Raw genomic sequence first — 24,912 nt, forward strand, 5'->3', positions numbered from 1 at the left:
TTCAGCTCGAATAGTAAATTTTATATTCTATTATTTATGTTTTCTGTTGAATTTAATAATTCAGATAAATTAGCCGCAGCTTCTTCTACACTAATAGAACTCATGTTGTTTTTTTTATTGACAGAATTTTTTATTCTATTTTTTAATCTTTTTTTATGATATTTATATCCAGTTCCCGCAGGAATTAATCTACCAACAATTACATTTTCTTTTAATCCTCTTAGCTTATCTTTTTTTCCAGCTACAGCTGCTTCTGTTAATACTCTAGTAGTTTCTTGAAATGATGCAGCAGAAATAAATGATTCTGTAGCTAATGATGCTTTAGTAATACCTAATAAATCACGAGAAAATGTTGCTGTTTCTTTTTTATTTTTTTTTAGTTTTTTATTTTCTGATGTGATTTTTGAATATTCTATTTGTTCTCCTTGTAAAAAATTAGAATCACCTGGATTTATTATTGTTGCTTTTCTTAACATTTGCCTGATAATAACTTCGATATGTTTATCATTAATTTTAACTCCTTGTAAACGATAAACTTCTTGAACTTCATTTACAATATAGTTTGTAACAGCTTGCACTCCTCTTAATCGTAAGATATCATGTGGTGATTCTGGTCCATCTGAAATTATATCTCCTTTTTCTACTCTTTCTCCTTCAAAAACATTTAATTGTCTCCATTTAGGAATCATTTCTTCATAAATGTTATTTCCATCTATTGGAGTTAGAATTAATCTTCTTTTTCCTTTTGTTTCTTTTCCAAAAGAAACTATACCATTTATTTCTGCTAGAATAGCCAATTCTTTTGGTTTTCGAGCTTCAAATAGATCTGCTACTCTAGGTAATCCTCCAGTAATGTCTTTTGTTCCTACTGATTCTTGTGGAACACGAGCTAAAATATCTCCAGAAGAAATTTTCATACCATCTTCTAATAAAATAATTGATTTTCCAGGAAGAAAATATTGTGCTGGCATATCTGTTCCAGGAATAAAGATATCTTCCTCATTTTTACCTATAATCTTTAATGCTGGTTTTAAATCTTTTCCTAGTATATTTCTCTCAGAAATATCTAATACAACAATAGAAGATAATCCTGTTAGTTCATCATTTTGTTTAGTAATACTTTTTCCATCAACCATATCAATAAATTTTATATATCCATTAACTTCAGTAATAACTGGAATAGTATGTGGATCCCATTTTGCAATTATTTCCCCTGCTTTAACTTTTTGACCTTCTCCTTTAGTTAATATTGATCCATATGGAATTTTATAACTTTCCTGTGTTTTTCCTGTTTTATCTAACATTTTTAATTCAACATTTCGTGAAATAATAACAATTTTTCCATTAGAATTTATTACTGATTTTGCTTGATTTAAATGAATAATTCCGTTTTTTCGAATTTGTATACTTGATTCTGATGCTACTTTTGAAGCTGCTCCTCCAATATGAAATGTTCGCATAGTTAATTGAGTTCCGGGTTCTCCAATCGATTGTGCAGCTATAACTCCCACAGCTTCACCTTTTTTAACTATTTTACCTCGTGCTAAATCACGTCCGTAACAATAAGCACAGACACCAAAACTTGTTTCACAATGTACTACAGATCTTACAATAATTGAATCAATAAAATTTTTTTCTAAAATATTGCACCATTTTTCATTTAATAATGTATTTTTTGGTATTATGATATTTTTAGAATTTAAATGATAAATATTTTCAACTGTAATTCTTCCTAAAACTCTTTCTTTTAACGTTTCTTTAATATCACCCCCTTCAATTAAAGAATTCATTAAAATTCCTTTTTTAGTTTTACAGTTAGTTTGTGTAATTACTAAATCTTGAGCAACATCTACTAATCTTCTAGTTAAGTATCCTGAATTAGCTGTTTTTAATGCTGTATCAGCTAATCCTTTTCTCGCCCCATGTGTTGAAATAAAATATTGTAAAACATTTAGTCCTTCTCTAAAATTCGCTGTTATTGGTGTTTCTATTATTGAACCATCTGGTTTTGCCATTAATCCACGCATACCCGCTAATTGTCTAATTTGAGCTGCCGATCCTCTTGCTCCAGAATCTGCCATAATAAAAATATTGTTAAAAGATTTTTGTGTTATTTTTTTTTTGTTTTTTTGAAAAATAATTTCATAAGATAAATTTTTCATCATAGCATCAGCAATATTTTCATTAGCTATTGCCCAGATATCAATAACTTTATTATATCTTTCACTAGAAGTTACTAGTCCAGTTTGAAACTGTTTATCTATTTCTAATACTTCTTTTTCAGCTTGAAATATAATTTTTTCTTTTTCTTTAGGAATTATTATGTCATTAATTCCAACTGATACTCCAGATTTAGCTGCATATGAAAATCCTATATACATCATTTGATCCGCTAATCGTACTGTTTTTTTAAGTCCTAATAATCTATAACATGTATTTAAAATTTCAGATATATGAGATTTTCTTAATGTTTTATTAAAAATTTTAAAAGGTAATCCCATTGGAACATGAATCCAAAGAATAGCTCTTCCAATAGTTGTTTTGATTATTTTTTTTTTTTCAGTTAAATTTTTTTTTTCATCCTTTTTATATTCTAATATGCGGATTTTAACAATAGAATGCAAATCTACGGCTCCGAGGGAGTACATATACTCAGCTTCTTTAGGACTTGATAGCAACATATTTTCGCCTTTTCCATTAATTTTTTTTCTTGTCATATAATATATTCCAAGAACTACGTCTTGAGATGGAACAATAATTGGTTCTCCATTAGCAGGAGAAAGTATATTTTTTGTTGACATCATTAAGGAACATGCTTCTTTTTGTGCTGTTTTAGTTAAAGGTATATGAATAGCCATTTGATCACCATCAAAATCCGCATTATAAGCTGCACATACTAAAGGATGTAGTTGTATAGCTTTTCCTTCAATTAGAATTGGTTCAAAAGCTTGTATTCCTAATCGATGTAATGTAGGAGCTCGATTTAATAATATTGGATGTTTATGAATTACTTCATCTAGTATATCCCACACTATAGGTTCTTCCTTCTCCACCATTTTTTTAGCAGATTTAATTGTTGTAGCTAAATTTCTTTGCTCTAATTTTCCATATATAAAAGGTTTAAATAATTCTAAAGCCATTTTTTTAGGTATTCCGCATTGATTTAAATGTAAATACGGACCTACAGTGATAACAGATCTTCCAGAATAATCTACTCTTTTTCCTAATAAATTTTGTCTAAATCTACCTTGTTTTCCTTTAATCATATCAGCTAAAGATTTTAACGGTCTTTTATTTGATCCCGTTATTGATCTGCCTCTTCGACCATTATCTAATAATGCATCAATAGCTTCTTGGAGCATTCTTTTTTCGTTTCTCACAATAATTTCAGGAGCAAATAATTCTAATAAACGTTTTAATCTGTTATTTCTATTTATAACTCTTCGATATAGATCATTTAAATCTGATGTTGCAAATCTTCCTCCGTCTAATGGTACTAATGGTCTTAAATCTGGTGGTAATATTGGTAATACTGTTAGAATCATCCATTCCGGTTTATTTTTTGAAGTTAATAGTGATTCTATTAATTTTATTCGTTTTGTTACTTTTTTTCTTTTTGTTTCTGAATTGACTTTTAACACTTCTTTTTTAAGAATTTTACATGTTTTTTTTAAATCCATATTTTTTAAAAGATTTTGTATAGCTTCAGCTCCCATTTTTGCTTCAAATTCATCTTCATTTTCTTCTAAAGCCTGAATATATTGATCTTCTGATAATACTTGATATTTTTCTAAATTAGTTATTCCTGGATCAGTTATAACATAAGATTCAAAATATAAAACTCTTTCAATATCTCTTAAAGGCATATCTAATAATAGTCCGATTCTTGAAGGTAATGATTTTAAAAACCAGATATGAGCTATTGGAGCAGCTAATTCAATATGACCCATCCTGTCTCTTCTAACTTTGCTTTGTGTAACTTCAACACCGCATTTTTCGCATATTACACCTCTATGTTTTAATCGTTTATATTTACCGCATAGGCATTCATAATCTTTTATTGGACCGAATATACGAGCGCAAAATAATCCATCACGTTCTGGGTTTAAAGTTCTATAGTTTATTGTTTCAGGTTTTTTAACTTCTCCAAAAGACCATGATCGTATAACTTCAGGTGATGCTAACGAAATTTTAATAGAATCAAATTCTTCTACTTTTTTATTTTTTTTAAAAAGTTTTAATATATCTTTCATAGATTATTTCTTATAAATATATAATAGTTAGCAAACAGGATAATGATAATGAATTATATTGTTATATTAAAAATAATTTTCTTAATTATTGTTTAATTCAATATTTATTCCTAAAGAACGTATTTCTTTTACTAAAACATTAAAAGATTCTGGCATACCTGGTTCCATATTATGTTTTCCACTAACAATGTTTTTATACATTTTAGTTCTTCCAGTTACATCATCTGATTTTACAGTTAACATTTCTTGTAAAGTATGTGACGCTCCGTATGCTTCTAAAGCCCATACTTCCATTTCTCCAAATCTTTGCCCACCAAACTGTGCTTTCCCACCCAGCGGTTGTTGTGTAATTAAACTATATGATCCAGTAGATCGAGCATGCATTTTATCATCTACTAAATGGTTTAGTTTTAACATATACATGTATCCAACGGTAACATTTCTTTCAAATTTTTCACCTGTTCTACCATCGAATAATGTAATCTGTCCAGAAGTAGAAAAATTACTCATTTTTAATAATTTTTTTATTTCTTTTTCATTAACACCATCAAAAACTGGTGTAGCAATAGGTAATCCTATACGTAAATTTTTTGCTAATTGTAATATTTCTATATCAGAAAAATTATCTAAATTAATTTTTTGATTTATATTTTCACCAAGATTATATACTTTTTGTAAAAATTTACGGATTTTATATATTTTTTTATTTGTTTTTAGCATTCTATTAATTATATTTCCAATACCTTTTGCTGCTAATCCTAAATGTGTTTCAAGAATTTGACCTAAATTCATACGTGAAGGTACACCTAGAGGATTTAATACAATATCAATAGGTTCACCATTATTATCATAAGGCATGTCTTCAACAGGATTTATTTTTGATACAACTCCTTTATTTCCGTGTCGACCAGCCATTTTATCACCTGGTTGTATTTTTCGTTTTACAGCTAGAAAAATTTTTACAATTTTTAAAATTCCTGGAGCTAATTCGTCACCTTGTATTATTTTTTTAGTTTTTTCTTTAATTTTTTTTTTAAATTTTTTTTGTAGTTGTTTATATTGTATTTTTAATGTATGAATTTTTTTTTTGATTTTTTTTGGATATTTTATTTTTTTTTTAAAATATTCATTTAAAGAATTAGCTACAATACAATTTATTTTTGTTTTTAATGTAAGTAATATTTTGTTTATTCGATTGATAATATTTAATTCAAAAATTTTTAATTCTTCTGTTAAATCTTTTTTTGCTTTTTTTAATAGCATTTCTTCTATTTCTATTGTGCGTTTGTCTTTTTTTACTCCATCTCTAGTAAATATTTGTACATCGATCACAGTTCCATTAGTTCCGTTTGGAACACGTAGAGAGGAATCTTTTACATCAGAAGCTTTTTCTCCAAAAATTGCTCTTAATAATTTTTCTTCAGGAGTTAACTGAGTTTCTCCTTTTGGGGTAACTTTTCCTACTAGAACATCACCACTAGATACGTCAGCACCTATATATATAATTCCCGAAGTATCTAATTTAGATAATGCTGATTCTCCAATATTAGGTATATCTGATGTAATTTCTTCTATTCCAAGTTTTGTATCTCTGCAAATACAAGATAATTCTTGAATATGAATTGTAGTAAATTTATCTTCTCTTTCTACTTTTTCTGAAATTAATATTGAATCTTCAAAATTGTATCCATTCCAAGGCATAAATGCAACGCGCATATTTTGTCCAAGTGCTAATTCTCCTAAATCAGTTGAAGGTCCGTCAGCTAAAACATCACCTTTTTTAATAGAATCATTTAAATTAATACATGGAATTTGATTAATACAAGTATTTTGATTAGATCTTGAATATTTTGTAAGATTATATATATCTATTCCTGATTCATAAGTACGAATTTTTTCATCTTTAATTCGTACAACAATACGTGAAGCATCAACATATTCAATTTTTCCACTTCTTTTAGCAATAATTGTTACACCAGAATCAATAGCTACAGATCTTTCCATTCCTGTACCTACTAATGGTTTTTCTGATTTTATTGTAGGAACTGCTTGTCTTTGCATATTTGCACCCATTAATGCTCTATTTGCATCATCATGTTCTAAAAATGGTATTAAAGATGCTCCTACTGAAACGATTTGTTGTGTCGATATATCCATATAATTTACTTTTTTATTTTTAAATAAACCAAATTCTCCATTATATCTACATGTAACAAATTTTTTATAAAATTTTCCAAATTTATTAATTTTAGTATTAGCTTGAGCAATAATATAATTACCTTCTTCAATAGCTGATAAATATTTAATTTTTGTTGTGACTGTACCATTTTTTACTTTTCTATATGGAGTTTCTAAAAAACCATACTGATTTGTTCTCGCATATATAGATAAAGAATTAATTAAACCAATATTTGGTCCTTCTGGTGTTTCTACTGGACATACTCTACCATAATGTGTAGGATGCACATCTCGTACTTCAAAACCTGCTCGTTCTCTAGTTAATCCTCCTATTCCTAATGCAGAAATTCTACGTTTATGTGTAATTTCTGCTAATGGATTGTTTTGATCCATAAATTGAGATAATTGACTAGATCCAAAAAATTCTTTTATAGCAGAAGAAATGGGTTTAGCATTAATAATATCTTGAGGCATTAGTGTGTCTAAATCACTCAGAGATAGTCTTTCACGTACAGCTCTTTCTACCCTAACTAATCCAATTCTAAATTGATTTTCAACCATTTCCCCAACTGATCTTACTCTTCTATTACTTAAGTGATCAATATCATCAATTTCTCCTTTTCCATTTTTAATATTAATTAATTTTTTAATTACATCTATAATATCTTCTTTATTTAATATTCCTGATCCTTTTTTTTCTTTTCTTTTAAGAGATTTATTAAATTTCATTCGTCCAACAGGAGAAAGATCATATCTTTCCTGAGAAAAAAAAAGATTATTAAATAAATTTTCTGCGGCTTCTTTAGTAGGTGGTTCTCCTGGTCGCATAATTTTATATATTTCAATTAATGCTGTTAATCGATCTTTAGTTGTATCAATTTTTAAGGTTTCTGAAATATACGCTCCGTTATCAATATTATTAGTAAATAATACATAAAATTTTTTGTTATTAAAATTTTTAATTTTATTAAATTCATCTTGTGTTAATGTTGTATTTGATTTTATTAATATTTCTTTTGTTTTTGGATGGTAATAATTTTTACTTATAGTTTTTCCATATAAATATTCTTCAGGAATTTGAATTGTTTTGATTTTTTTTTTCTTTAGTTTTTTTATATGTTCTGTTGTTATTCTTTCTCCTTTTTTTATATATCTTTTTTTGTTTTTTATAATTTCAAATGGAATGATTTCTCCTTTTAATCGTTTAGGAATTAAATACATATAAATATTTTTATTTTTAATATAAAAAATATCATGTTTAAAAAATATTTTTAAAATTTTTTCTGTACTAAAATTTAAAGCATGTAATAATACAGTAGCTGGTATTTTTCTACGACGATCTATTCGTATAAATAAATGATCTTTAGGATCAAATTCAACATCTAGCCAAGATCCTCGATAAGGAATAATTCTTGCGTTGTATAATATTTTTCCTGAAGAATGTGTTTTTCCTTTGTCACTATCAAAAAAAACACCCGGACTTCTATGTAATTGTGATACTACGACTCTTTCAGTACCATTAATAATAAATGTACCATTATGTGTCATTAATGGTAATTCACCCATATATACTTCTTGTTCTTTAATGTGTTTTACGTTTGTATTTTTTGAATCTTTTTCATAAATAATTAGTTGTAATTTTACTCTTAATGGAACAGAATATGTAGTTCCTCTAGTTTTTGATTCATACATATCAAATAATTTTTTTCCTAATGTATATGATACATATTGTAGTTCAGCACATCCGTTATAACTACGTATAGGAAAAATTGATTGAAAAGCAGATTCTAATCCTTGATAATTGTTTTTTTTTGGTTCAATAAATTTTTTAAATGAATCTATTTGAATAGATAATAAGTAAGGAATATCTAAAATTTTTGGTTGTTTTCCAAAATTTTCACGAATACGTTTTTTTTCAGTATAAGAATAAATCATTATTTCCTCAATATGTTAATAAAAATTAAAAATTTTTAGTTATAAATATAAATGTATATTTGGTATGATTTTGAATAGAAATAATATTTTTAATTTTAAATATATTTTATTAATACTAATGAGATTAATTATTTGTATTATATAAATATATATTTAACTAGTGACTTAATAATTATTAGTCACTAATTTTTATATATATATTGAAATAGATATGAATATTCTAATTTTATGTAATTTCAGCTTCAGCACCTGAATCTATAAGATTTTTTTTTAAAGATTCAGCATCTTGTTTATTGATGTTTTCTTTAATAATAGTAGGCGCTGATTCTACTAGATCTTTAGATTCTTTTAATCCTAATCCTGTTGTACTTCTTATAATTTTAATAATCGCTACTTTATTTGGTCCTATAGCATTTAATTTAACAGTAAAAGCTGTTTTCTCTTCTGGTACTTTTTCTTGAATAGTTTGTGTAGAATTTAATGAAATATTTGATGAAATATTAAATTTTTTTTCTATATTAGAAATTAATTTCATAATATTTTTTATTGACATTTCAGAAATTGCATCTAGAATCTCTTTTCTAGTAATTGACATAAATTTTATTCCTAAAATATTTAATAGTATATAGATAATGTAAATTTTATATTATTTTTTTGTAATATTTTGTAATACTCTAATAAATTTTCCTAAAGATATTTCCTTTAATAAAATAACAAATTTAGTAATTGATTCTATATGAGTTGGTAAATTTGCTAAATCTTTTATTTCATGAATATTTAATATTTTTTTTTCATAAATAGCATTTAAAATTTTAAAATTAATATTTTTTTTATTAAATTTTATAAATAATCTACTTGCACTGCCAGGATGTTTCATTGAAAATCCTACTAAAATCGGTCCTTTTATTATATTTATTAATTTAGAAAATATTGTTTTTTTTAAAGATTTTTTTAATAATGTATTTCTTATAACATATATTTTTATATTATTTATTTTAGCTTTTTTTCTTAATTTATTAATAATGTTTACAGTAATTTTTGAAGGATTTGCTGTAATGATAGATAATGATTTATTTGCTACATTATTAATTTTTTTTATTATTTTTTTTTTTTTATTACGATTTAATGCCATTTTTTTATCCTAATTATGATTATTTTTTATAATTTATAAAAAATAATTTATACTATGAATGTTCAGGATAGAAGGCTTACTTGTATATTTTATTAAATATTTAATATATATTTTATTGAAAAGAATATTTAACTAAGAATAATAACGAGTATTATTTTTAATATTATTATCTTACAAGGATAAATGATCTATTATAATTCCTGGACCCATAGTAGTAGAAATATTTATTTTTTTATAATAAATTCCTTTAAATTGATTGGGTTGAGATTTTTTTATATCTTGGTATAATGTTAAAAAATTTTCATATAATTCTTTTTCAGAAAAATTTATTTTTCCAAAATTACTATGTATAATTCCATTTTTATCATTTCTATAATTTATTTTTCCTTTTTTTGCTTCTTGTATTGCTTTTTTTATATCTTTAGTAATTGTTCCAAATTTTGGATTAGGCATAATTCCTTTTGGTCCTAATATAGGGCCTAATTTTCCAACAATATGCATAGTTTCTGGTGATGCAATTACTAAATCGATTTTTTTTTTTTGATTTGTTATTAGATTAGCTAAATCTTCTAGTCCCACATAATCAGCTCCTGCTAATTGAGCAATTTTTATATTTTTACCAGTAGTAAATACTGCAATTTTAATTGTATTACCAGTTCCGTGTGGTAATAATACTGATCCTCTAACATTTTGTTCTGATTTTTTAGGATCAATATTTAAATTAAATGCAGCATCAATGCTTTCAATAAATTTAGCAGATTTTTTGTTTTTTAATAGTTGAATTGCTTCTTTTATATTGTATATTTTTTTATTTTTTTTATTAAAAGTATAATTTTTTTTTTTTTTTTTCATAATTATTCCTGTATAACAGAAATGCCCATAGAACGTGCTGTTCCCTCAATAGTTTTTACTATTTTATCTATATTTGATCCAGTCATATCAATCATTTTTTGTTTAGCAATATCATATATTTGTTTTTTTGTAATTTTTCCAATAATTTCATGTTTTGGTTTTTTAGATCCGATTTTTATTCCTAAAGATTTTTTTAATAAAATTGAAGCTGGCGGAGTTTTAATAATAAAAGTAAAACTTTTATCAGAATAAACAGTTATAAGTACTGGTACTGGCATTCCTTTTTCTTTTTGTAATGTTTGTGAATTAAAATTCTTACAAAATTCCATAATATTAACTCCTTTTTGTCCTAAAGCTGGTCCTATTGGAGGACTAGGATTTGCCATTCCACATGGTATTTGTAATTTTATATATGATGTAATTTTTTTATTAATCATATAATTCCTTATTTTATGTGATTATAGAAATATTTTTTATTAGATAGAATTTAATATTTTTCAACTTGTCTAAAATCTAATTCAACAGGTGTTGAACGTCCAAATATTGATACAGAGACTTTGAGTCTGTTTTTTTCATAATCGATAGTTTCAACAATTCCGTTAAAATCTGAAAATGGACCATCATTTACTCGAACATTTTCTCCTGGTTCAAATATTTTTTTTGGTCTAGGTTTATCACCAATTTTTTTAAGTTTATCTAAAATTAAATTAATTTCATGGTTGTTAACTGGAGTTGGTTGTTCAGAAGAACTACCTATAAAACCTAATACTTTTGGTAAATTTTTAATTATATGCCAACTATAATTGTTCATTATCATATGAATTAAAATATATCCTGGAAAAAATTTATAATCACTTTTTTTTCTTTTTCCCTTTTTTATTTCTATTACTTCTTCAGAAGGTATAATAACTTTTCCGAAAATTTCTTTCATTTTTTTTATTTTTTCATTATTTATAATTGATTGTAATACTTGATTTTCAAATCCTGAAAATGTTTGAAGTACATACCATTTTTTTTTATTTATACACAATTTTATAACCTCGGAGTAAGTACCCAAGATATTATTCTAAGTATAATTCCATCTAATAGCCATAAAAATATAGATGTTAAAATAGTTAGTAATAAAATTATTCCTGTTATTTTTAAAGTTTCTTTATAATTTGGCCAAATAATATGAGACAATTCTATTTTTATAGAATGTATAAATTTTAGAGTATGTTGACCGATATTAGTATTTATAAAAATACTAACTATTAATATTAATAATGTACTAAAATATATTATCTTTGTTATTTTTAAAAATTTATAAACAAAAAAATAATAATTCACTATTATTGATAATATAATTAAAAATATGCACAACCATTTTATTTTTTCAGCATGATTTATGTATATTTTATGTATATTCTGAATATGCATAATCATAAGATCTCTTATAAAATTTAATTTTAAAAAACAATTGTATATAAAATTGTTTTTAAAAAAATAATATTATGAATTTTGAATTTTTATTTTTAGTTTATTTTAAATTAAAATATCAAAAATTGATTTTTTTTTTTTGATGTATGTGTGATTTTCCGAAAAGAATAAAAAATTATATTATTAAACGATTTTAATGCTGATACCTAGATTTGAACTAGGGACCTCATCCATACCAAGGATGTGCTCTACCTAACTAAGCTATATCAGCTAAAAACTAAAAATATCTATAAAATAAAATAAATATAATTTTAAAAATTATATAGCGGTCAGCGGGAATCGAACCCGCATCATTAGCTTGGAAGGCTAAGATAATATCCTTTATACGATGACCGCTTTAATTTGTATTGGTGGGAGAAGGATTCGAACCTTCGAAGTCAATGACGTCAGATTTACAGTCTGCTCCCTTTGGCCGCTCGGGAATCCCACCATTTTTTTTTTGCCGGCTACCGGAATTGAACTGGTGACCTACTGATTACAAGTCAGTTGCTCTACCTACTGAGCTAAGCCGGCATATTTGATTAATAAAAAAATTATAAAAGTAAAAGAAAAATTATTTAAACAAATAATTTTTTAATTAAACTTAATAAATAAGTAAAAAATTTTATAGCTTTTAAAAACATATATTATTATTATATAAATAATAGTTAAATTTTAAATAAAATTTAAATATTATTTAAATTCCTAATTTTATTTTAAATAAATATTTTTTATTTTTTCATTATAGCATATATTTAATAAATATAAAATATATAAATTAATAAATAAATACTTTTATATTTTTTTATAATAAAAAGTTATTTTTTTTAAAAAAATATAGATTTTTCATTTAAATGAAATATATTTTTTTATATTTTTTTCTTATATAATATTATTTATATTAATTAATATAATTTGGATATATATATGGTTACAGAAATAAAAAATATTAAAAAATTATATACTGATAAAATATATAATTTAAAAAATAAAATTAAAATATCTTTCGAAGTATTTCCTCCTGGAGATATATTTTTACAGAAGAAATTATTTAAATCTATTAAAATATTAAATCAATTTAATCCAGAATTTTTTTCAGTTACTAATAGTACAAAAATTAATAGTTTTGATCAGACATTTTTTATTGTTAAAAAAATACGTGAATTAATTCATTGTACTGTTTTTGCTCATTTTACTACTATAGGATGTAATGAATTAAAAATAGAAAAGATAGCACATCGATATTGGAATCATGGAATTAAAAATATTATTGCTTTAAGAGGTGATTTACCTGTATTATATTCTAGAAAAATAATATATGCAGTAGATCTAATTAAATTATTAAATTCAATAAATAAATTTAAAATATTTGTTGCTGCTTATCCTGAAGGACATCCAGAGTCAAAAAATATTCAAGAAGATTTAAATAATTTAAGAAATAAATTAGATTTAGGAGTGAAACAAGCTATTACTCAATTTTTTTTTAATATTGATAAATTTTTAAAATTTCGAGATACATGTTTTTCTTTAGGATTAAATGTAAATTTAATACCAGGTATTTTGCCTATTTTAAATTTTGAACAATTAAAAAAATTTTCTAATATGACAAATGTTGAAGTTCCAAAATGGATTTTAAATACTTTTCATAGACATAAAAATGATGAAAAAAAATGTATTTCTTGTAGTGTATATATTATTATTGATTTAATTATAAAATTATATAATGAAGGAATTACACATTTTCATTTATATACATTAAATCAGCCCCATCTAATTTCTTTAATTTGCCAACGATTAGGTTTAGTATAATTTTTAAAAATATATAATATATATTTTTAAAAATTAATAAAAATTAAAATAATATTTTAAAAAATTTCTTATTTTAATTGTTTTTTAATTTAATAATATTAATTTATAGTAAATAAATTTTTTAAATATTTTAGTAATAAATATTTTATAATTTAATATTATATATAATATAGGATTAAATAATGGGTGTTCCTTTAATTATAAAAATTGGTGGTATTTTTTTAAAAAATGATATTGCTATGAAACGTTTTTTTATAGAATTAAATAAGTATATTAAATTAAATGATCATCCTATTATACTTGTGAATGGTAAAAATAGTATTTTTACTAATGTTATTAAAAATAAGAATTTAAATAATAAAAAAAATAATTTTTTTTCAATTAAAAATATTAATACTACAAATCTTTTATCTATTTTATTACCTAATATTGTAAATATACAGTTATTAGCGCAATCAAAAAATTATGATGTTCATGGAAATTCTGTTTTATTACCAGATTTTTTTAATAATTTGATAAATATATCAAATTGTTATAGTGTAATTAAAAATTTTTTAAAATATAAAAAAGAAGAAATATTAAAATATATAAATTTTTTAAAAATGTTTTTTAAAAAGAAAATTATTCCTTTTATTTGTTCAATGGGTTTTGATAAAAAAGGTAATATTTTTAATATTAATTCTGATATAGTATCAATGATTTTAACTATTATATTAAAAGGAAAATTGATTTTTTTAACAGATGTAAGTTCAGTTTTAAATAACAAAGGTCAACAAATTAAAAAAATTTATTCTAAAGAAATAGATTATTTTATTAAATCTGGAATTATTACTGATGGTATGATAATAAAAGTTCAATCTGCTTCTATAACATCTAAATTTTTAAAAAAACCAGTTAAAATATCAGGTTGGCATTATTCAGAAGATTTATTTAATTTATTTAATAATAAGTCTATTGGTACAAAAATTTATGAGTAAAGATAATATACAGGATAGGTTTTAAAATATGAAAAAAACTATTGTTTTAGCTTATTCAGGTGGTTTAGATACATCTGCTATTATACCTTGGATAAAAGATAATTATAATTTTGATGTTGTAGCTTTTGTAGCAGATATTGGTCAATCAAAAAAAGATTTGTATAAAATTAAAGAAAAAGCAATTATTTCTGGTGCTTCTGATTGTTATATTTCGGACTTAAAAGATATTTTTGTAAAAAAATATGTTTTTCCTATGTTAAAAACTGGAGCTATTTATGAAGGAGAATATTTATTAGGCACAGCTATAGCACGTCCTTTAATTGCTAAAGCACAAGTAGATTATGCTAAAAAAATTAATGCAATAGGATTGTGTCATGGATCTACAGGAAAAGGGAATGATCAAGTTCGGTTTGAATTAGCTTATTCAGCATTAGCACCTTCTTTATTAGTAATTGCCCCTTGGAGAGAATGGAAATTTCAATCTAGAGAAGATTTATTAAAATATTTAAAAACAAAAAATATTGTTACAAATGTAAATAAGAAGAAAATTTATAGTAGAGATGAAAATATATTTCATGTATCTACGGAAGGTGGAATTTTAGAAGATCCTTGGAATCCTGCTAATGAAGATTGTTGGTTTTGGACAAAAAGTCCTTTAAACGCTCCTAATAAACCTAAAAAAATATCTTTAAAAATTGAAAAAGGTTGTGTTGTTTCTATAAACAATAAATTTTTTAATGAATTTAATTGTTTAAAGAGATTAAATAAAATAGGTGCAAAACATTCTATTGGTAGAATTGATATTGTTGAAAATCGTCTTATTGGAATGAAATCTAGGGGATGTTATGAAACACCAGGTGGAACAATTATTTACAAAGCTTTAAGATCTTTAGAGCAATTAGTATTTGATAGAGAATGTATGTATTGGAAAAATAAGATTGCTTTACAATTATCTTCGATTATTTATGATGGAAAATGGTTTACCCCAATTCGTAAATCTCTTCAAAAATCTTCTGATATATTATCAAGTAGTATATCTGGAAAAGTAGTAGTAGAATTGTATAAAGGATCGGTAAGAATATTACAAAAAAAATCATTAAATTCTTTATATTCAAAAAAATATGTTACTTTTGGAAAAGATAATGTATATAATCAAATAGACGCAAAAGGTTTTATTCGTTTGTTTTCTCTATCATCTCGTATTCGAGCATTAAAAAATAAAAAATAATACATAATTATATATTTTTTTGAGGTAAATATATGTCTTTATGGGGTGGAAGATTTACAAAAATCTCTAATACTGAATTTGATAGTTTTAATAATTCTTTACGTATAGATCATAGATTAATAAAAGATGATATTAAATCTTCAATTGCATGGTCAAAAATATTATTAGATGTACAAGTTTTAACTAAAAAAGAACAAAAAATTATAGAGAACACATTATTATCAATTTTAAAAAAAAATAAAAATAATTTTACTAAAATATTATCTTCAAATTCAGAGGATATTCATAGTTGGTTAGAAACTACTGTAATTAATACAATAGGTGATTTAGGAAAAAAATTATATACAGGTAGAAGTCGTAATGATCAAATTGCAACAGATTTAAAGCTATGGTGTAAGAGAAAATCAAAAAAAATTTGTAGGAGAATTATTCAATTACAAAATGATTTTTTGGATAATGCATATTTACATATAAATACTATTATTCCTGGATATACTCATTTGCAAAGAGCTCAACCTATTACATTTTCTTATTGGTGTTTAGCATATATTGAAATGTTAGAAAGAGATCGATTACGAATTTTAAACTTGACTCAATTTTTGAATTCTTCTCCATTAGGATCCGGCGCTATATCAGGTACATCATGGGAAATTGATAGAAAAAAATTAGCTTTTTTTATGGGATTTTCAGAGATTACAAAAAATGCTTTAGATAGTGTTTCAGATAGAGATTTTATTTTGGATATTTTATCTGCTGCTGCTATTAGTATGATGCATTTATCTAGATTTTCAGAAGATTTGATATTTTATAATTCAGGTGAAGCTAATTTTATTGAATTATCAGATTCTATTACATCTGGTTCATCATTAATGCCACAAAAAAAGAACCCTGATATTTTAGAACTTATTAGAGCTAAATGCAGTAGTGTTTATGGTTCTTTATTTTCTATGTTTTCATTATTAAAAGGTTTACCATTGTCTTATAATAAAGATTTTCAAGAAGATAAAAATCATTTATTTTCAGGATTAGATATTTGGGAAGATTGTTTAAAGATTAGTAGTTTAGTCTTAAAAAATATTAAATTAAAAAAATCTAATTGTAAAAAATCAGCACAATTAGGTTATAGTAATGCAACAGAATTAGCTGAATATTTAGTTAAAAAAGGAATATCTTTTAGAGATTCTCATCATATTACTGGAAAAATTGTTATAGCATCAATTAAAAAAAATAAGTGTTTAGAAGAATTAGATTTATTATTTTTAAAAAAATATTGTTCAAAAATTGAATCTGATGTATATCAACATCTTTCATTAGAATCCTGTTTAAATAAAAAAAATTCTATTGGTGGTGTTTCTAATAAACAAATTAAGATTTCTTTAGATCAAGTAAAAAAACGTTTGAGTACATTTAAATAAATAAAATATATATTTATATAAGTAAAAATATATTTTTAAATAAATATATATTTAATATCACGCGATATATTATTAATATCGTGTGATATTAAAATTATTAAATTTTGATAGAAAAAATTTATAAAGTAAAAATAAAAATATTTTTTGTGTTATACAAAAATTTTTAATAAATTTTTGTATGAAAAAAAAATTTTTTTTTTCATATTATTTTATATATATAATATATTTTATATATATAATATATTTTATATATATAAATTTTTTAGTTTAAATATGTTAAAATAAAAAGTGTATTTTTTTTATAAATTTTGTTAATTTTCATATTAAGGTTTTATTTGTATTAAAATTTTTTTTTATTAAATATTTTTGTAAGAATTTATATATTTTGATATGTTTTTTAATTTTTATTTTATTTTTACGAATTATCTAAAAAACTTTTTAAAATTTCTGATCGACTAGGATGTCGAAGTTTTCTTAAAGCTTTGGCTTCTATTTGTCGTATTCTTTCTCGTGTAACATCAAATTGTCTACCTACCTCTTCTAATGTATGATCAGTATTCATATCGATTCCGAATCTCATTCGAAGTACTTTTGCTTCTCTATCTGTTAAACCTGATAATACATCATTTGTTATTGTTTTTAAACTTTCTGAAGTTGCAGATTCTAATGGTAGTTCTAAATTTGTATCTTCAATAAAATCACCTAAATGTGTATCATCATCTTCTCCTATTGGAGTTTCCATAGATATAGGTTCTTTTGCTATTTTTAATACTTTTCTTATTTTTTCTTCAGAAATTAACATTTTTTCTGATAATTCTTCAGGAGTAGGTTCCCGCCCGATTTCTTGTAACATTTGTCTAGAAATTCTATTTAATTTATTAATTGTTTCAATCATATGTACTGGAATACGTATTGTTCTAGCCTGATCAGCAATAGATCGAGTAATAGCTTGTCGTATCCACCATGTTGCATAGGTAGAAAATTTATATCCTCTTCTATATTCAAATTTATCTACTGCTTTCATTAATCCAATATTTCCTTCTTGAATTAAATCTAAAAATTGTAATCCTCTATTTGTATATTTTTTTGCAATAGATATAACTAGTCTTAAGTTTGCTTCCACCATTTCTTTTTTTGCTCGTTTTGCTTTTTCTTCTCCTAATATGATACGTTTATTTATATCTTTAATTTGTGTGATTTTTAATTTTGTTTTTTTTTCTATTATTAATAATTTTTTTATTCTTTTTATAATTTCTTTTTTAATAAATTTTAATTTATATAACCATGATTTTTTTTTTTTTATAACAGAATAAAAATTTTTATAATTTTTTTTGTGTTTTTTAAAAAATTTCAAAAATTTTTTTTTAGGTATTTTACAAGTATGTACACATAAATTCATTATTTTTTTTTCTTGTAATGTTATTTTATGTATCTCATTTCTCATATTTGTTACTAAATAATCAAATTGTTTTGGAGCTAATCTAAATTGTTTGAATATTTTTGATAGTTTATGAATAGCATTAATTGAATCTTTATGATTTCTTGGTTTATTTTGTATAATATGATTTGTTATGTAATATTGTTTTTTTAATTGTGAAAATTTTTTTTTTGCTAAAATTGGATCAATATGATTATAATCATCTATTGTATCTTCATTTTTTTCTGCATTTAATGATTTTTTTTTATTATTATATAATTTTTTTGTTATAACTTCTTCTGTAAAAATTTTTTTTTTAGGCTTCTTTTTTTTATCTATAAAACCTATAATCAATTCTGATAATTTAATATTTCCAAGTTTTACATGATGATATTGTTCTAATAAATACAAAATTGAAGTCGGATATTCAGAAACTGAAGACTGTACTTGATTAATTCCTTCTTCTATTCTTTTAGCTATACCAATTTCTCCTTCTCTTGTTAATAATTCTACAGTACCCATTTCTCTCATATACATTCTTACCGGATCTGTTGTTCTACCAATTTCAGTTTCTACATTAGACAAAACTTGTGTAGCTGCTTCTACGGTATCTTCATCTGTATCAGTAGGAGCTTCATTAATTATTAGTTCTTCTATTTCACGAACTTCTTCTACTATTTGAATACCCAGATCTTTTATCATTTGTATAATATTTTTAATTTGATCAGCATCAACAATATCATTTGGTAAATGATCATGTACTTCTGAATATGTTAAATATCCTTGTTCTTTTCCATGAGAGACTAATAATTTTAATTGTGATTTTGGTTTTTTTTTCATAAGATAATATCCATTTTATTATTTAATCTATTTTATAAATTATGATATACATTTATTTAAAATTATAAAAGTAATTTTATTAAAAATTATAATATGTATATTTTTTATAAATAAATAATAATTCACCTTATTTTATGGATGTTAATGTATAAAATATAAATTTTTTAATTAAATTTTATATTTTTAATATAAATTAATTTTTTACTAATATTCCATATTTTTTTTTTTTCATTTACATCAAAACCTTTTTTTCTTTCTATGGTTATTAATTTATTATATTTATATTCTAAATGTTGTTGTTTAAAATTATTTAAAAATTCTTTAAATGTAAAAAATATTTTTTTTTTTAAAATTATATGATTCCAAGTGCTTAAATATTTAAAAATTTTTCCTAATTTAGAAAATCGAAAAAATTCGAGTAAATATCCAGTTTTAAAAATTTTTTTTTTTTTAATTAATTCAATTAATTTTATAAGTATTTTTTTTCCTTGTATATGTAATTTTTTTATTTTTTTTATGTTTTTTATTTTTTTTACTAATTTAGGATATTGTATTATTAAACTAATTAATAATCGCATAGTAGTAATTTTAACAGGTTTATTGATTTTTTTTTTTTTTTCTTTCTGAAATTGAATGAGTTTTTTTAATTGATAAGAATCTAATATTCCTATTTTATTACCTAAAATTTTTCTTAAATAAATTTTTATTATTTTACTTGGAATTTTTTTAATTAGCGGGATTGTTATTCGACTTAATTTAATGCAGTCATTAATACAACTTAAATTTATTTTATTAGTAACTTTTTTAAAAAAAAATGAATAAAATGATTCTGATTTTTTTATTCTTTTTTCAAATTTTTTTTTTCCTTCTTTAATAATTAAACTACTAGGATCTTCATTTTTAGGTAACAAAAGAAAATTTATAATATATTCATCATATAAGAAAGGTAATATTAAATTCAATGATTTCCAAGATGCTATTCTACCTGCTTTATCTCCATCAAAACAAAATATAATTTTTTTACTAATTTGAAAAATTTTTTTTATTTGATATGTAGTAATATTAGTTCCTAATAATGCAATAGAATAATTAATATTTTTTTGAGCTAGTGAAATAACATCAAAATATCCTTCTACAACTAATATTTTTTTTGGTTTAGGATTTTTTAAAATTAATTCATATATTCCATATAAATTTTTTTTTTTAAAAAATGTAATAGTTTCAGGAGAATTTAAATATTTTGGGTAGTTATATTGATTGATAATTCTTCCTCCGAAACCTTTTATAATGCCATATTTATTTTTAATTGGAAATATTATTCTTTCTTTAAATCGATCTTGTTTTATTTTGTTTTTTTCATATATACTTAAACCACAATCAATGATAGTAGATATATTAGTAGTTTTTTTTTTTATAAAATTTGTAATTTGATAATTATTTGATAATGCATATCCTAATGAAAAATTTTTCATTATTTTTGATGTAATGCCACGTTTAATAAGATAGTTATATGCTTGATTTGGTACTTTAAATAAATTTTTTATATAAATTTTTGATGTTTTTTTTAAAATTTTATAAATTTTTTTTTTATAAAAAAACTTTTTTTTAAATTGAGAATTATATTGTATATATGGAATTTTTATTCCATGTAAACTTGTTAATTCATTGATACTACTTAAAAAATCTAATTTTTCATATTGCATTAGAAAATCTATCACATTACCATGTATACCACATCCGAAACAATAAAAAAATTGTTTTTCTGAATTTACAGTAAATGAAGGTGTTTTTTCATAATGAAACGGACATAAAGTTTTATAATTATTTCCAGTTTTTTTTAAAGTGATGTATCTATTAATTATTTCAATAATATTTGTTTTTTCAATAATTTCATGAATAAATTCTTGAGGAATTTTTTTTTTTTTTTTTGTATTCATAACTTATTTTTTTTTGACCGTTATTATATAAATATACGGTCTTAATATTCTGGAATATAAAAAATTTTTATTTAGTACATTCGAATTCGTTTTAGATTTTCACGTGCTAATTTTTTAGAAAGACGTTTAATAGCTGATGCTTTAGCACGTTTTCGTTCAGTAGTGGGTTTTTCATAAAATTCTCTTCTTCTTATTTCTGATAATATTCCAGCTTTTTCACATGATCGTTTGAATCTTCTTAATGCTACATCAAATGGTTCATTATCTCTTATTTTAATAATTGGCATTATAATTCCTATCATAATTTGTAAAATTTATCTTTGAAAAACATTTATATTAAAATTTTTTTTAATAAAAATTTTTATTTTTTATTAAATATTTCTAAAAATATATAAAATATATTGTATCATATTTATAGAAAATATATTATTAGATATATCTTTGTTTATTTTAAAATAAATATATTTTTAGGTAAATATGAAAATATTAGGAATTGAAACTTCTTGTGATGATACTTCGGTAGCAATTTATGATAAAAAACTTGGTTTAATAGATCATCAGACTTTAAATCAAAATAGTGTTCATTCTAAATATCATGGTATTGTTCCTGAATTAGCAGCAAGATCACATTTAAATCAATTGAATTTTTTAATTAAAAATATTTTTTCTAAATATTTTTTATATAATTCTTCTAATTTTAAAAAAAAATTTTTTAAAGCTGTTGCGTATACGGTAGGTCCAGGTCTTTCAGGATCTATAGTAGTGCACAGTTGCAGATCTATTGCTTTATCTTTAGATATTCCATATATTTTGATTAATCATTTAGAAGGACATTTATTATCTGTAATGCTTTCTTATAAAAAAAATCTTTTTCCATTTCTTGCATTACTAGTCTCAGGCGCTAATACACAATTAATTTATGCTAAATATTTAGGTAAATACATAATATTAGGTCAAACTTTGGATGATGCTGTCGGAAATGTTTTTGATTATATAGCGAAGATTTTAGGTTTAGGATTTCCTGGAGGAAAAAATTTGTCTGATTTAGCTAAATATGGAATATCAGGAAAATATTTTTTTCCGAGACCTATGACTAAATATTCAAATTTGAATTTTAGTTTTTCGGGATTAAAAACACATGTAAAAAATGTTATTTTAAATAGTTCTGATTCTTTTCAAGAAAAATCTAATATTGCTAAATCTTTTGAAGAAGCTATAGTAGATACTTTAATTATTAAATGCAAATTAGCTATAAAAAAAATAAAAGTAAAAAATTTTTTAGTATGCGGCGGAGTAAGTTCTAATAGATTATTAAGAATAAAATTAAAAAAATTAATTTATAAAAATCAAAGAAAATTATATTTTTCTAAAAAAAAATTTTGTACAGATAATGCTGGTATGATTGCATATTTAGGATTTTTAAAATATCAACAAGGTATGTATTCATACAATAAATCTTTTTCAATATATCCTAATTTATTGATTAGTGATAATATTAATTATTTATAATAATAATTTTTTTAGAAATAATATTTTTAAATATATTATTATATTTTTAATGTTACATAAAATTTTTAAATATTTATTTTTAAAAAAAATTTTTATTTTTTTATTATTTAGGTATTATTTTGAAAATTTATTTAGTTGGTGGAGCTATTCGTGATCGATTATTGAATATTCCTGTTAGAGATCGTGATTGGGTTGTAGTTGGAATTCGAGATCCTAAAGAAATGTTAAAAAAAAATTATCAACAAGTAGGGAAGGGTTTTCCTGTTTTTATACATCCTAAAACACACGAAGAATATTCTTTAGCTAGAACTGAAAAAAAAAATGGAGTAGGTCATACAGGTTTTTTATTTGATTTTTCTTCTAGAATTACCTTAAAAGAAGATTTAAAGCGTAGAGATTTAACTATTAATGCAATAGCACAAGATTCTTCAGGAAAAATTATTGATTTTTTTAACGGAAAAAAAGATATTCAAAAAAAAATTTTAAGACATGTATCATATTCATTTCAAGAAGATCCTTTAAGAGTTTTGCGTATTGCAAGATTTGCAGCTTTATTATCACATTTAGGTTTTTATATTGCGAAAAAAACTCTTTCTTTAATGAAATTAATTTGTTCTCGTAAAGAATTATTATATTTAACTCCTGAAAGAATTTGGAAAGAAACGCAGAAAGGATTATCTACTCAAAATCCTCATGTTTATTTTCAAGTGTTATATTCCTGTAATGCATTGTTTTTTTTATTTCCAGAAATTAATTATTTTTATAAAAAAACATATTTTTTAAATTCTTTTATTAAACATATTAATTTAGTTCAATATAGTTTAATAGAATTATCAAAAATATCTAAAGTTACAAAAGATATTAATATTAGATTTTCTTATTTTTTACAATTTTTTTATTATGTTTATCCTATTCCAAATATTGGAACTAAAGATTATTTTTTTTATAAAAAACCTGCTTTTTTATTAAAAAAAATGTTAATTAGATTAAAAATTCCAAAAGAAACTAGTGAAATTATTTTTTTTTTATGTGGTTTTCACAATTTTTTACAAAATATTAATATACAAAGTTCAAAGTTAATAATAAAATTTTTTAATATTATTGATGTATGGAGAAAACCCAATAGATTAAATCAGTTAATATATTTAGATTTTTATAATTTTAATTCTTTGAAAAATAAAAAGAATGATTTTTTTTTAGGTAAGTTATTAAAATATATGTTTTCTTTAATTAAAGATATTTCTGTTTGTTCTTTCATAAAAGAAAAGAAATTTAAAGGTATTGAAATAAAAAATGATTTAAATCGTTTAAGAATACAATCTTTTAAAGAAATGAAGGAAAAAATAATATTAAATATATTTTAAAATATATTATAGATTAAATTTTAATTAATATAAATTCATTATAAATAAAATAATTTTGTTATTCCAGCTTTTATTTTATATTTTTTTTTATAAGTGTTAATTTTTTTTTTTGATGTTATAGTCATATTTGTTATTGATTTATTTAAATATATTTTATGAAATATATTTTTAATTAAAAAAATAATTTCTCCAATATATATTTTTTTTGAATTTTTTATTAATGAAATAAAATTAATGATTTTTTTTTCGTTATTATAAATTTTATTTTTTATAGTAATTAAAGTATTTATTTCATTTTGAATTATACAAGAATTTTTTTTAGGAAAAAAACTTTTAATAATTCCATTACATGGAGATACAATAATATTTTTTTCTGATTCAAAAATTATTTTTTTTTTAAAAAATTTTTTTTTTTTAATATTATAAATTTTTTTAATATATCCAGATATTTGTGAAACTATATATTTTTTTTTTTTCATTTTTATATTTAAATGTTAAAGAAATGTTTTAATTGAGAATATTTTATATTTAATAATAGATTATATTGTCTTTTTTATTTTCAATTATTAAAAATATTATTTATTATATTTAATAATTGTTTTTATTAA

At 22.4% G+C, this 24,912-nt stretch carries 18 protein-coding genes and 4 tRNA genes; 6 read left to right on the plus strand and 16 right to left on the minus strand.

Annotated elements, in window-relative coordinates:
• Positions 1-20: 20 nt before the first annotated feature.
• From rpoC to BCC_RS00180, 12 genes are all read right to left on the minus strand, one after another.
• The gene (gene rpoC / locus BCC_RS00125) at positions 21-4,253 is read right to left on the minus strand and encodes a DNA-directed RNA polymerase subunit beta' (RefSeq protein ID WP_011672422.1); all 4,233 of its coding nucleotides are present in this window, start codon (positions 4,251-4,253) and stop codon (positions 21-23) included.
• Between the two features lie 81 nt (positions 4,254-4,334).
• Entirely contained in the window at positions 4,335-8,366 is a 4,032-nt protein-coding gene (gene rpoB / locus BCC_RS00130; protein ID WP_011672423.1) for a DNA-directed RNA polymerase subunit beta, read from the minus strand.
• A 226-nt stretch (positions 8,367-8,592) separates the two neighbouring features.
• Complete coding sequence (rplL, locus tag BCC_RS00135) at positions 8,593-8,961, minus strand: 50S ribosomal protein L7/L12 (protein ID WP_011672424.1); 369 nt, start codon at positions 8,959-8,961, stop codon at positions 8,593-8,595.
• Between the two features lie 51 nt (positions 8,962-9,012).
• Positions 9,013-9,498 (minus strand): 50S ribosomal protein L10, encoded by a 486-nt coding sequence (rplJ, locus tag BCC_RS00140; RefSeq protein ID WP_011672425.1) that lies wholly within the window; start codon positions 9,496-9,498, stop codon positions 9,013-9,015.
• A gap of 171 nt (positions 9,499-9,669) precedes the next feature.
• Entirely contained in the window at positions 9,670-10,353 is a 684-nt protein-coding gene (gene rplA, locus BCC_RS00145; RefSeq protein WP_419177184.1) for a 50S ribosomal protein L1, read from the minus strand.
• Complete coding sequence (gene rplK / locus BCC_RS00150) at positions 10,353-10,787, minus strand: 50S ribosomal protein L11 (RefSeq protein WP_011672427.1); 435 nt, start codon at positions 10,785-10,787, stop codon at positions 10,353-10,355. The genes rplA and rplK overlap by 1 nt, the downstream gene beginning before the upstream one ends.
• Positions 10,788-10,837: 50 nt before the next feature.
• The gene (gene nusG, locus BCC_RS00155) at positions 10,838-11,380 is read right to left on the minus strand and encodes a transcription termination/antitermination protein NusG (RefSeq protein ID WP_011672428.1); all 543 of its coding nucleotides are present in this window, start codon (positions 11,378-11,380) and stop codon (positions 10,838-10,840) included.
• A 2-nt stretch (positions 11,381-11,382) separates the two neighbouring features.
• Entirely contained in the window at positions 11,383-11,775 is a 393-nt protein-coding gene (gene secE / locus BCC_RS00160; RefSeq protein WP_041749130.1) for a preprotein translocase subunit SecE, read from the minus strand.
• Between the two features lie 191 nt (positions 11,776-11,966).
• Positions 11,967-12,040, minus strand: a tRNA-Thr gene (locus BCC_RS00165).
• Between the two features lie 53 nt (positions 12,041-12,093).
• Positions 12,094-12,165, minus strand: a tRNA-Gly gene (locus BCC_RS00170).
• A 12-nt stretch (positions 12,166-12,177) separates the two neighbouring features.
• Positions 12,178-12,259: transfer RNA gene (locus BCC_RS00175), tRNA-Tyr, on the minus strand.
• Positions 12,260-12,269: 10 nt separating this feature from the next.
• Positions 12,270-12,342: transfer RNA gene (locus BCC_RS00180), tRNA-Thr, on the minus strand.
• A 393-nt stretch (positions 12,343-12,735) separates the two neighbouring features.
• On the opposite strand from BCC_RS00180, the gene BCC_RS00185 reads away from it, so the two are divergent.
• The 4 genes from BCC_RS00185 to argH all read left to right on the plus strand — a co-directional run bounded on the left by BCC_RS00185 (position 12,736) and on the right by argH (position 17,237).
• Positions 12,736-13,617 carry a methylenetetrahydrofolate reductase gene (locus BCC_RS00185; protein WP_011672430.1) on the plus strand — a complete coding sequence of 294 codons (882 nt, stop codon included), beginning with the start codon at positions 12,736-12,738 and terminating at the stop codon, positions 13,615-13,617.
• Between the two features lie 182 nt (positions 13,618-13,799).
• Positions 13,800-14,594 (plus strand): hypothetical protein, encoded by a 795-nt coding sequence (locus tag BCC_RS02045; protein WP_011672431.1) that lies wholly within the window; start codon positions 13,800-13,802, stop codon positions 14,592-14,594.
• A gap of 28 nt (positions 14,595-14,622) precedes the next feature.
• Complete coding sequence (locus BCC_RS00195) at positions 14,623-15,822, plus strand: argininosuccinate synthase (RefSeq protein WP_011672432.1); 1,200 nt, start codon at positions 14,623-14,625, stop codon at positions 15,820-15,822.
• Between the two features lie 32 nt (positions 15,823-15,854).
• Positions 15,855-17,237 (plus strand): argininosuccinate lyase, encoded by a 1,383-nt coding sequence (argH, locus tag BCC_RS00200; protein ID WP_011672433.1) that lies wholly within the window; start codon positions 15,855-15,857, stop codon positions 17,235-17,237.
• 415 nt (positions 17,238-17,652) lie between these two features.
• Here argH and rpoD read toward each other — a convergent pair whose 3' ends face one another.
• From rpoD to rpsU, 3 genes are all read right to left on the minus strand, one after another.
• A complete protein-coding gene (rpoD, locus tag BCC_RS00205) occupies positions 17,653-19,494 on the minus strand; it encodes an RNA polymerase sigma factor RpoD (RefSeq protein ID WP_011672434.1) in 1,842 nt (613 codons plus the stop codon).
• A gap of 164 nt (positions 19,495-19,658) precedes the next feature.
• Positions 19,659-21,431 carry a DNA primase gene (gene dnaG / locus BCC_RS00210; RefSeq protein ID WP_011672435.1) on the minus strand — a complete coding sequence of 591 codons (1,773 nt, stop codon included), beginning with the start codon at positions 21,429-21,431 and terminating at the stop codon, positions 19,659-19,661.
• Positions 21,432-21,502: 71 nt separating this feature from the next.
• Positions 21,503-21,718, minus strand: a complete 216-nt coding sequence (rpsU, locus tag BCC_RS00215) for a 30S ribosomal protein S21 (protein WP_011672436.1) — start codon at positions 21,716-21,718, stop codon at positions 21,503-21,505.
• A gap of 190 nt (positions 21,719-21,908) precedes the next feature.
• Here rpsU and tsaD point away from each other — a divergent pair, with 190 nt between their 5' ends.
• The gene (gene tsaD, locus BCC_RS00220; protein ID WP_011672437.1) at positions 21,909-22,940 is read left to right on the plus strand and encodes a tRNA (adenosine(37)-N6)-threonylcarbamoyltransferase complex transferase subunit TsaD; all 1,032 of its coding nucleotides are present in this window, start codon (positions 21,909-21,911) and stop codon (positions 22,938-22,940) included.
• 119 nt (positions 22,941-23,059) lie between these two features.
• The gene (locus BCC_RS00225) at positions 23,060-24,304 is read left to right on the plus strand and encodes a tRNA CCA-pyrophosphorylase (RefSeq protein ID WP_011672438.1); all 1,245 of its coding nucleotides are present in this window, start codon (positions 23,060-23,062) and stop codon (positions 24,302-24,304) included.
• A gap of 38 nt (positions 24,305-24,342) precedes the next feature.
• Here BCC_RS00225 and BCC_RS00230 read toward each other — a convergent pair whose 3' ends face one another.
• On the minus strand, positions 24,343-24,783 hold the full coding sequence (locus BCC_RS00230; RefSeq protein WP_041749131.1) for a hypothetical protein: 441 nt from the start codon (positions 24,781-24,783) through the stop codon (positions 24,343-24,345).
• Positions 24,784-24,912: the final 129 nt, after the last annotated feature.

The sequence above is a fragment of the Buchnera aphidicola BCc genome (assembly GCF_000090965.1).
In the GTDB taxonomy this organism is placed as follows: Bacteria; Pseudomonadota; Gammaproteobacteria; order Enterobacterales; family Enterobacteriaceae; genus Buchnera_F; species Buchnera_F aphidicola_F.

What these genes read in the sequence shown, in the direction of transcription:
- rpoC (WP_011672422.1), bottom strand. Translation starts at nt 4,253, where the DNA reads ATGAAAGATATATTAAAACTTTTTAAAAAAAATAAAAAAGTAGAAGAA.
- rpoB (WP_011672423.1), bottom strand. Translation starts at nt 8,366, where the DNA reads ATGATTTATTCTTATACTGAAAAAAAACGTATTCGTGAAAATTTTGGA.
- rplL (WP_011672424.1), bottom strand. Translation starts at nt 8,961, where the DNA reads ATGTCAATTACTAGAAAAGAGATTCTAGATGCAATTTCTGAAATGTCA.
- rplJ (WP_011672425.1), bottom strand. Translation starts at nt 9,498, where the DNA reads ATGGCATTAAATCGTAATAAAAAAAAAAAAATAATAAAAAAAATTAAT.
- rplK (WP_011672427.1), bottom strand. Translation starts at nt 10,787, where the DNA reads ATGATTAATAAAAAAATTACATCATATATAAAATTACAAATACCATGT.
- secE (WP_041749130.1), bottom strand. Translation starts at nt 11,775, where the DNA reads ATGATTATGCATATTCAGAATATACATAAAATATACATAAATCATGCT.
- BCC_RS00185 (WP_011672430.1), top strand. Translation starts at nt 12,736, where the DNA reads ATGGTTACAGAAATAAAAAATATTAAAAAATTATATACTGATAAAATA.
- BCC_RS02045 (WP_011672431.1), top strand. Translation starts at nt 13,800, where the DNA reads ATGGGTGTTCCTTTAATTATAAAAATTGGTGGTATTTTTTTAAAAAAT.
- BCC_RS00195 (WP_011672432.1), top strand. Translation starts at nt 14,623, where the DNA reads ATGAAAAAAACTATTGTTTTAGCTTATTCAGGTGGTTTAGATACATCT.
- argH (WP_011672433.1), top strand. Translation starts at nt 15,855, where the DNA reads ATGTCTTTATGGGGTGGAAGATTTACAAAAATCTCTAATACTGAATTT.
- rpoD (WP_011672434.1), bottom strand. Translation starts at nt 19,494, where the DNA reads ATGAAAAAAAAACCAAAATCACAATTAAAATTATTAGTCTCTCATGGA.
- dnaG (WP_011672435.1), bottom strand. Translation starts at nt 21,431, where the DNA reads ATGAATACAAAAAAAAAAAAAAAAATTCCTCAAGAATTTATTCATGAA.
- rpsU (WP_011672436.1), bottom strand. Translation starts at nt 21,718, where the DNA reads ATGCCAATTATTAAAATAAGAGATAATGAACCATTTGATGTAGCATTA.
- tsaD (WP_011672437.1), top strand. Translation starts at nt 21,909, where the DNA reads ATGAAAATATTAGGAATTGAAACTTCTTGTGATGATACTTCGGTAGCA.
- BCC_RS00230 (WP_041749131.1), bottom strand. Translation starts at nt 24,783, where the DNA reads ATGAAAAAAAAAAAATATATAGTTTCACAAATATCTGGATATATTAAA.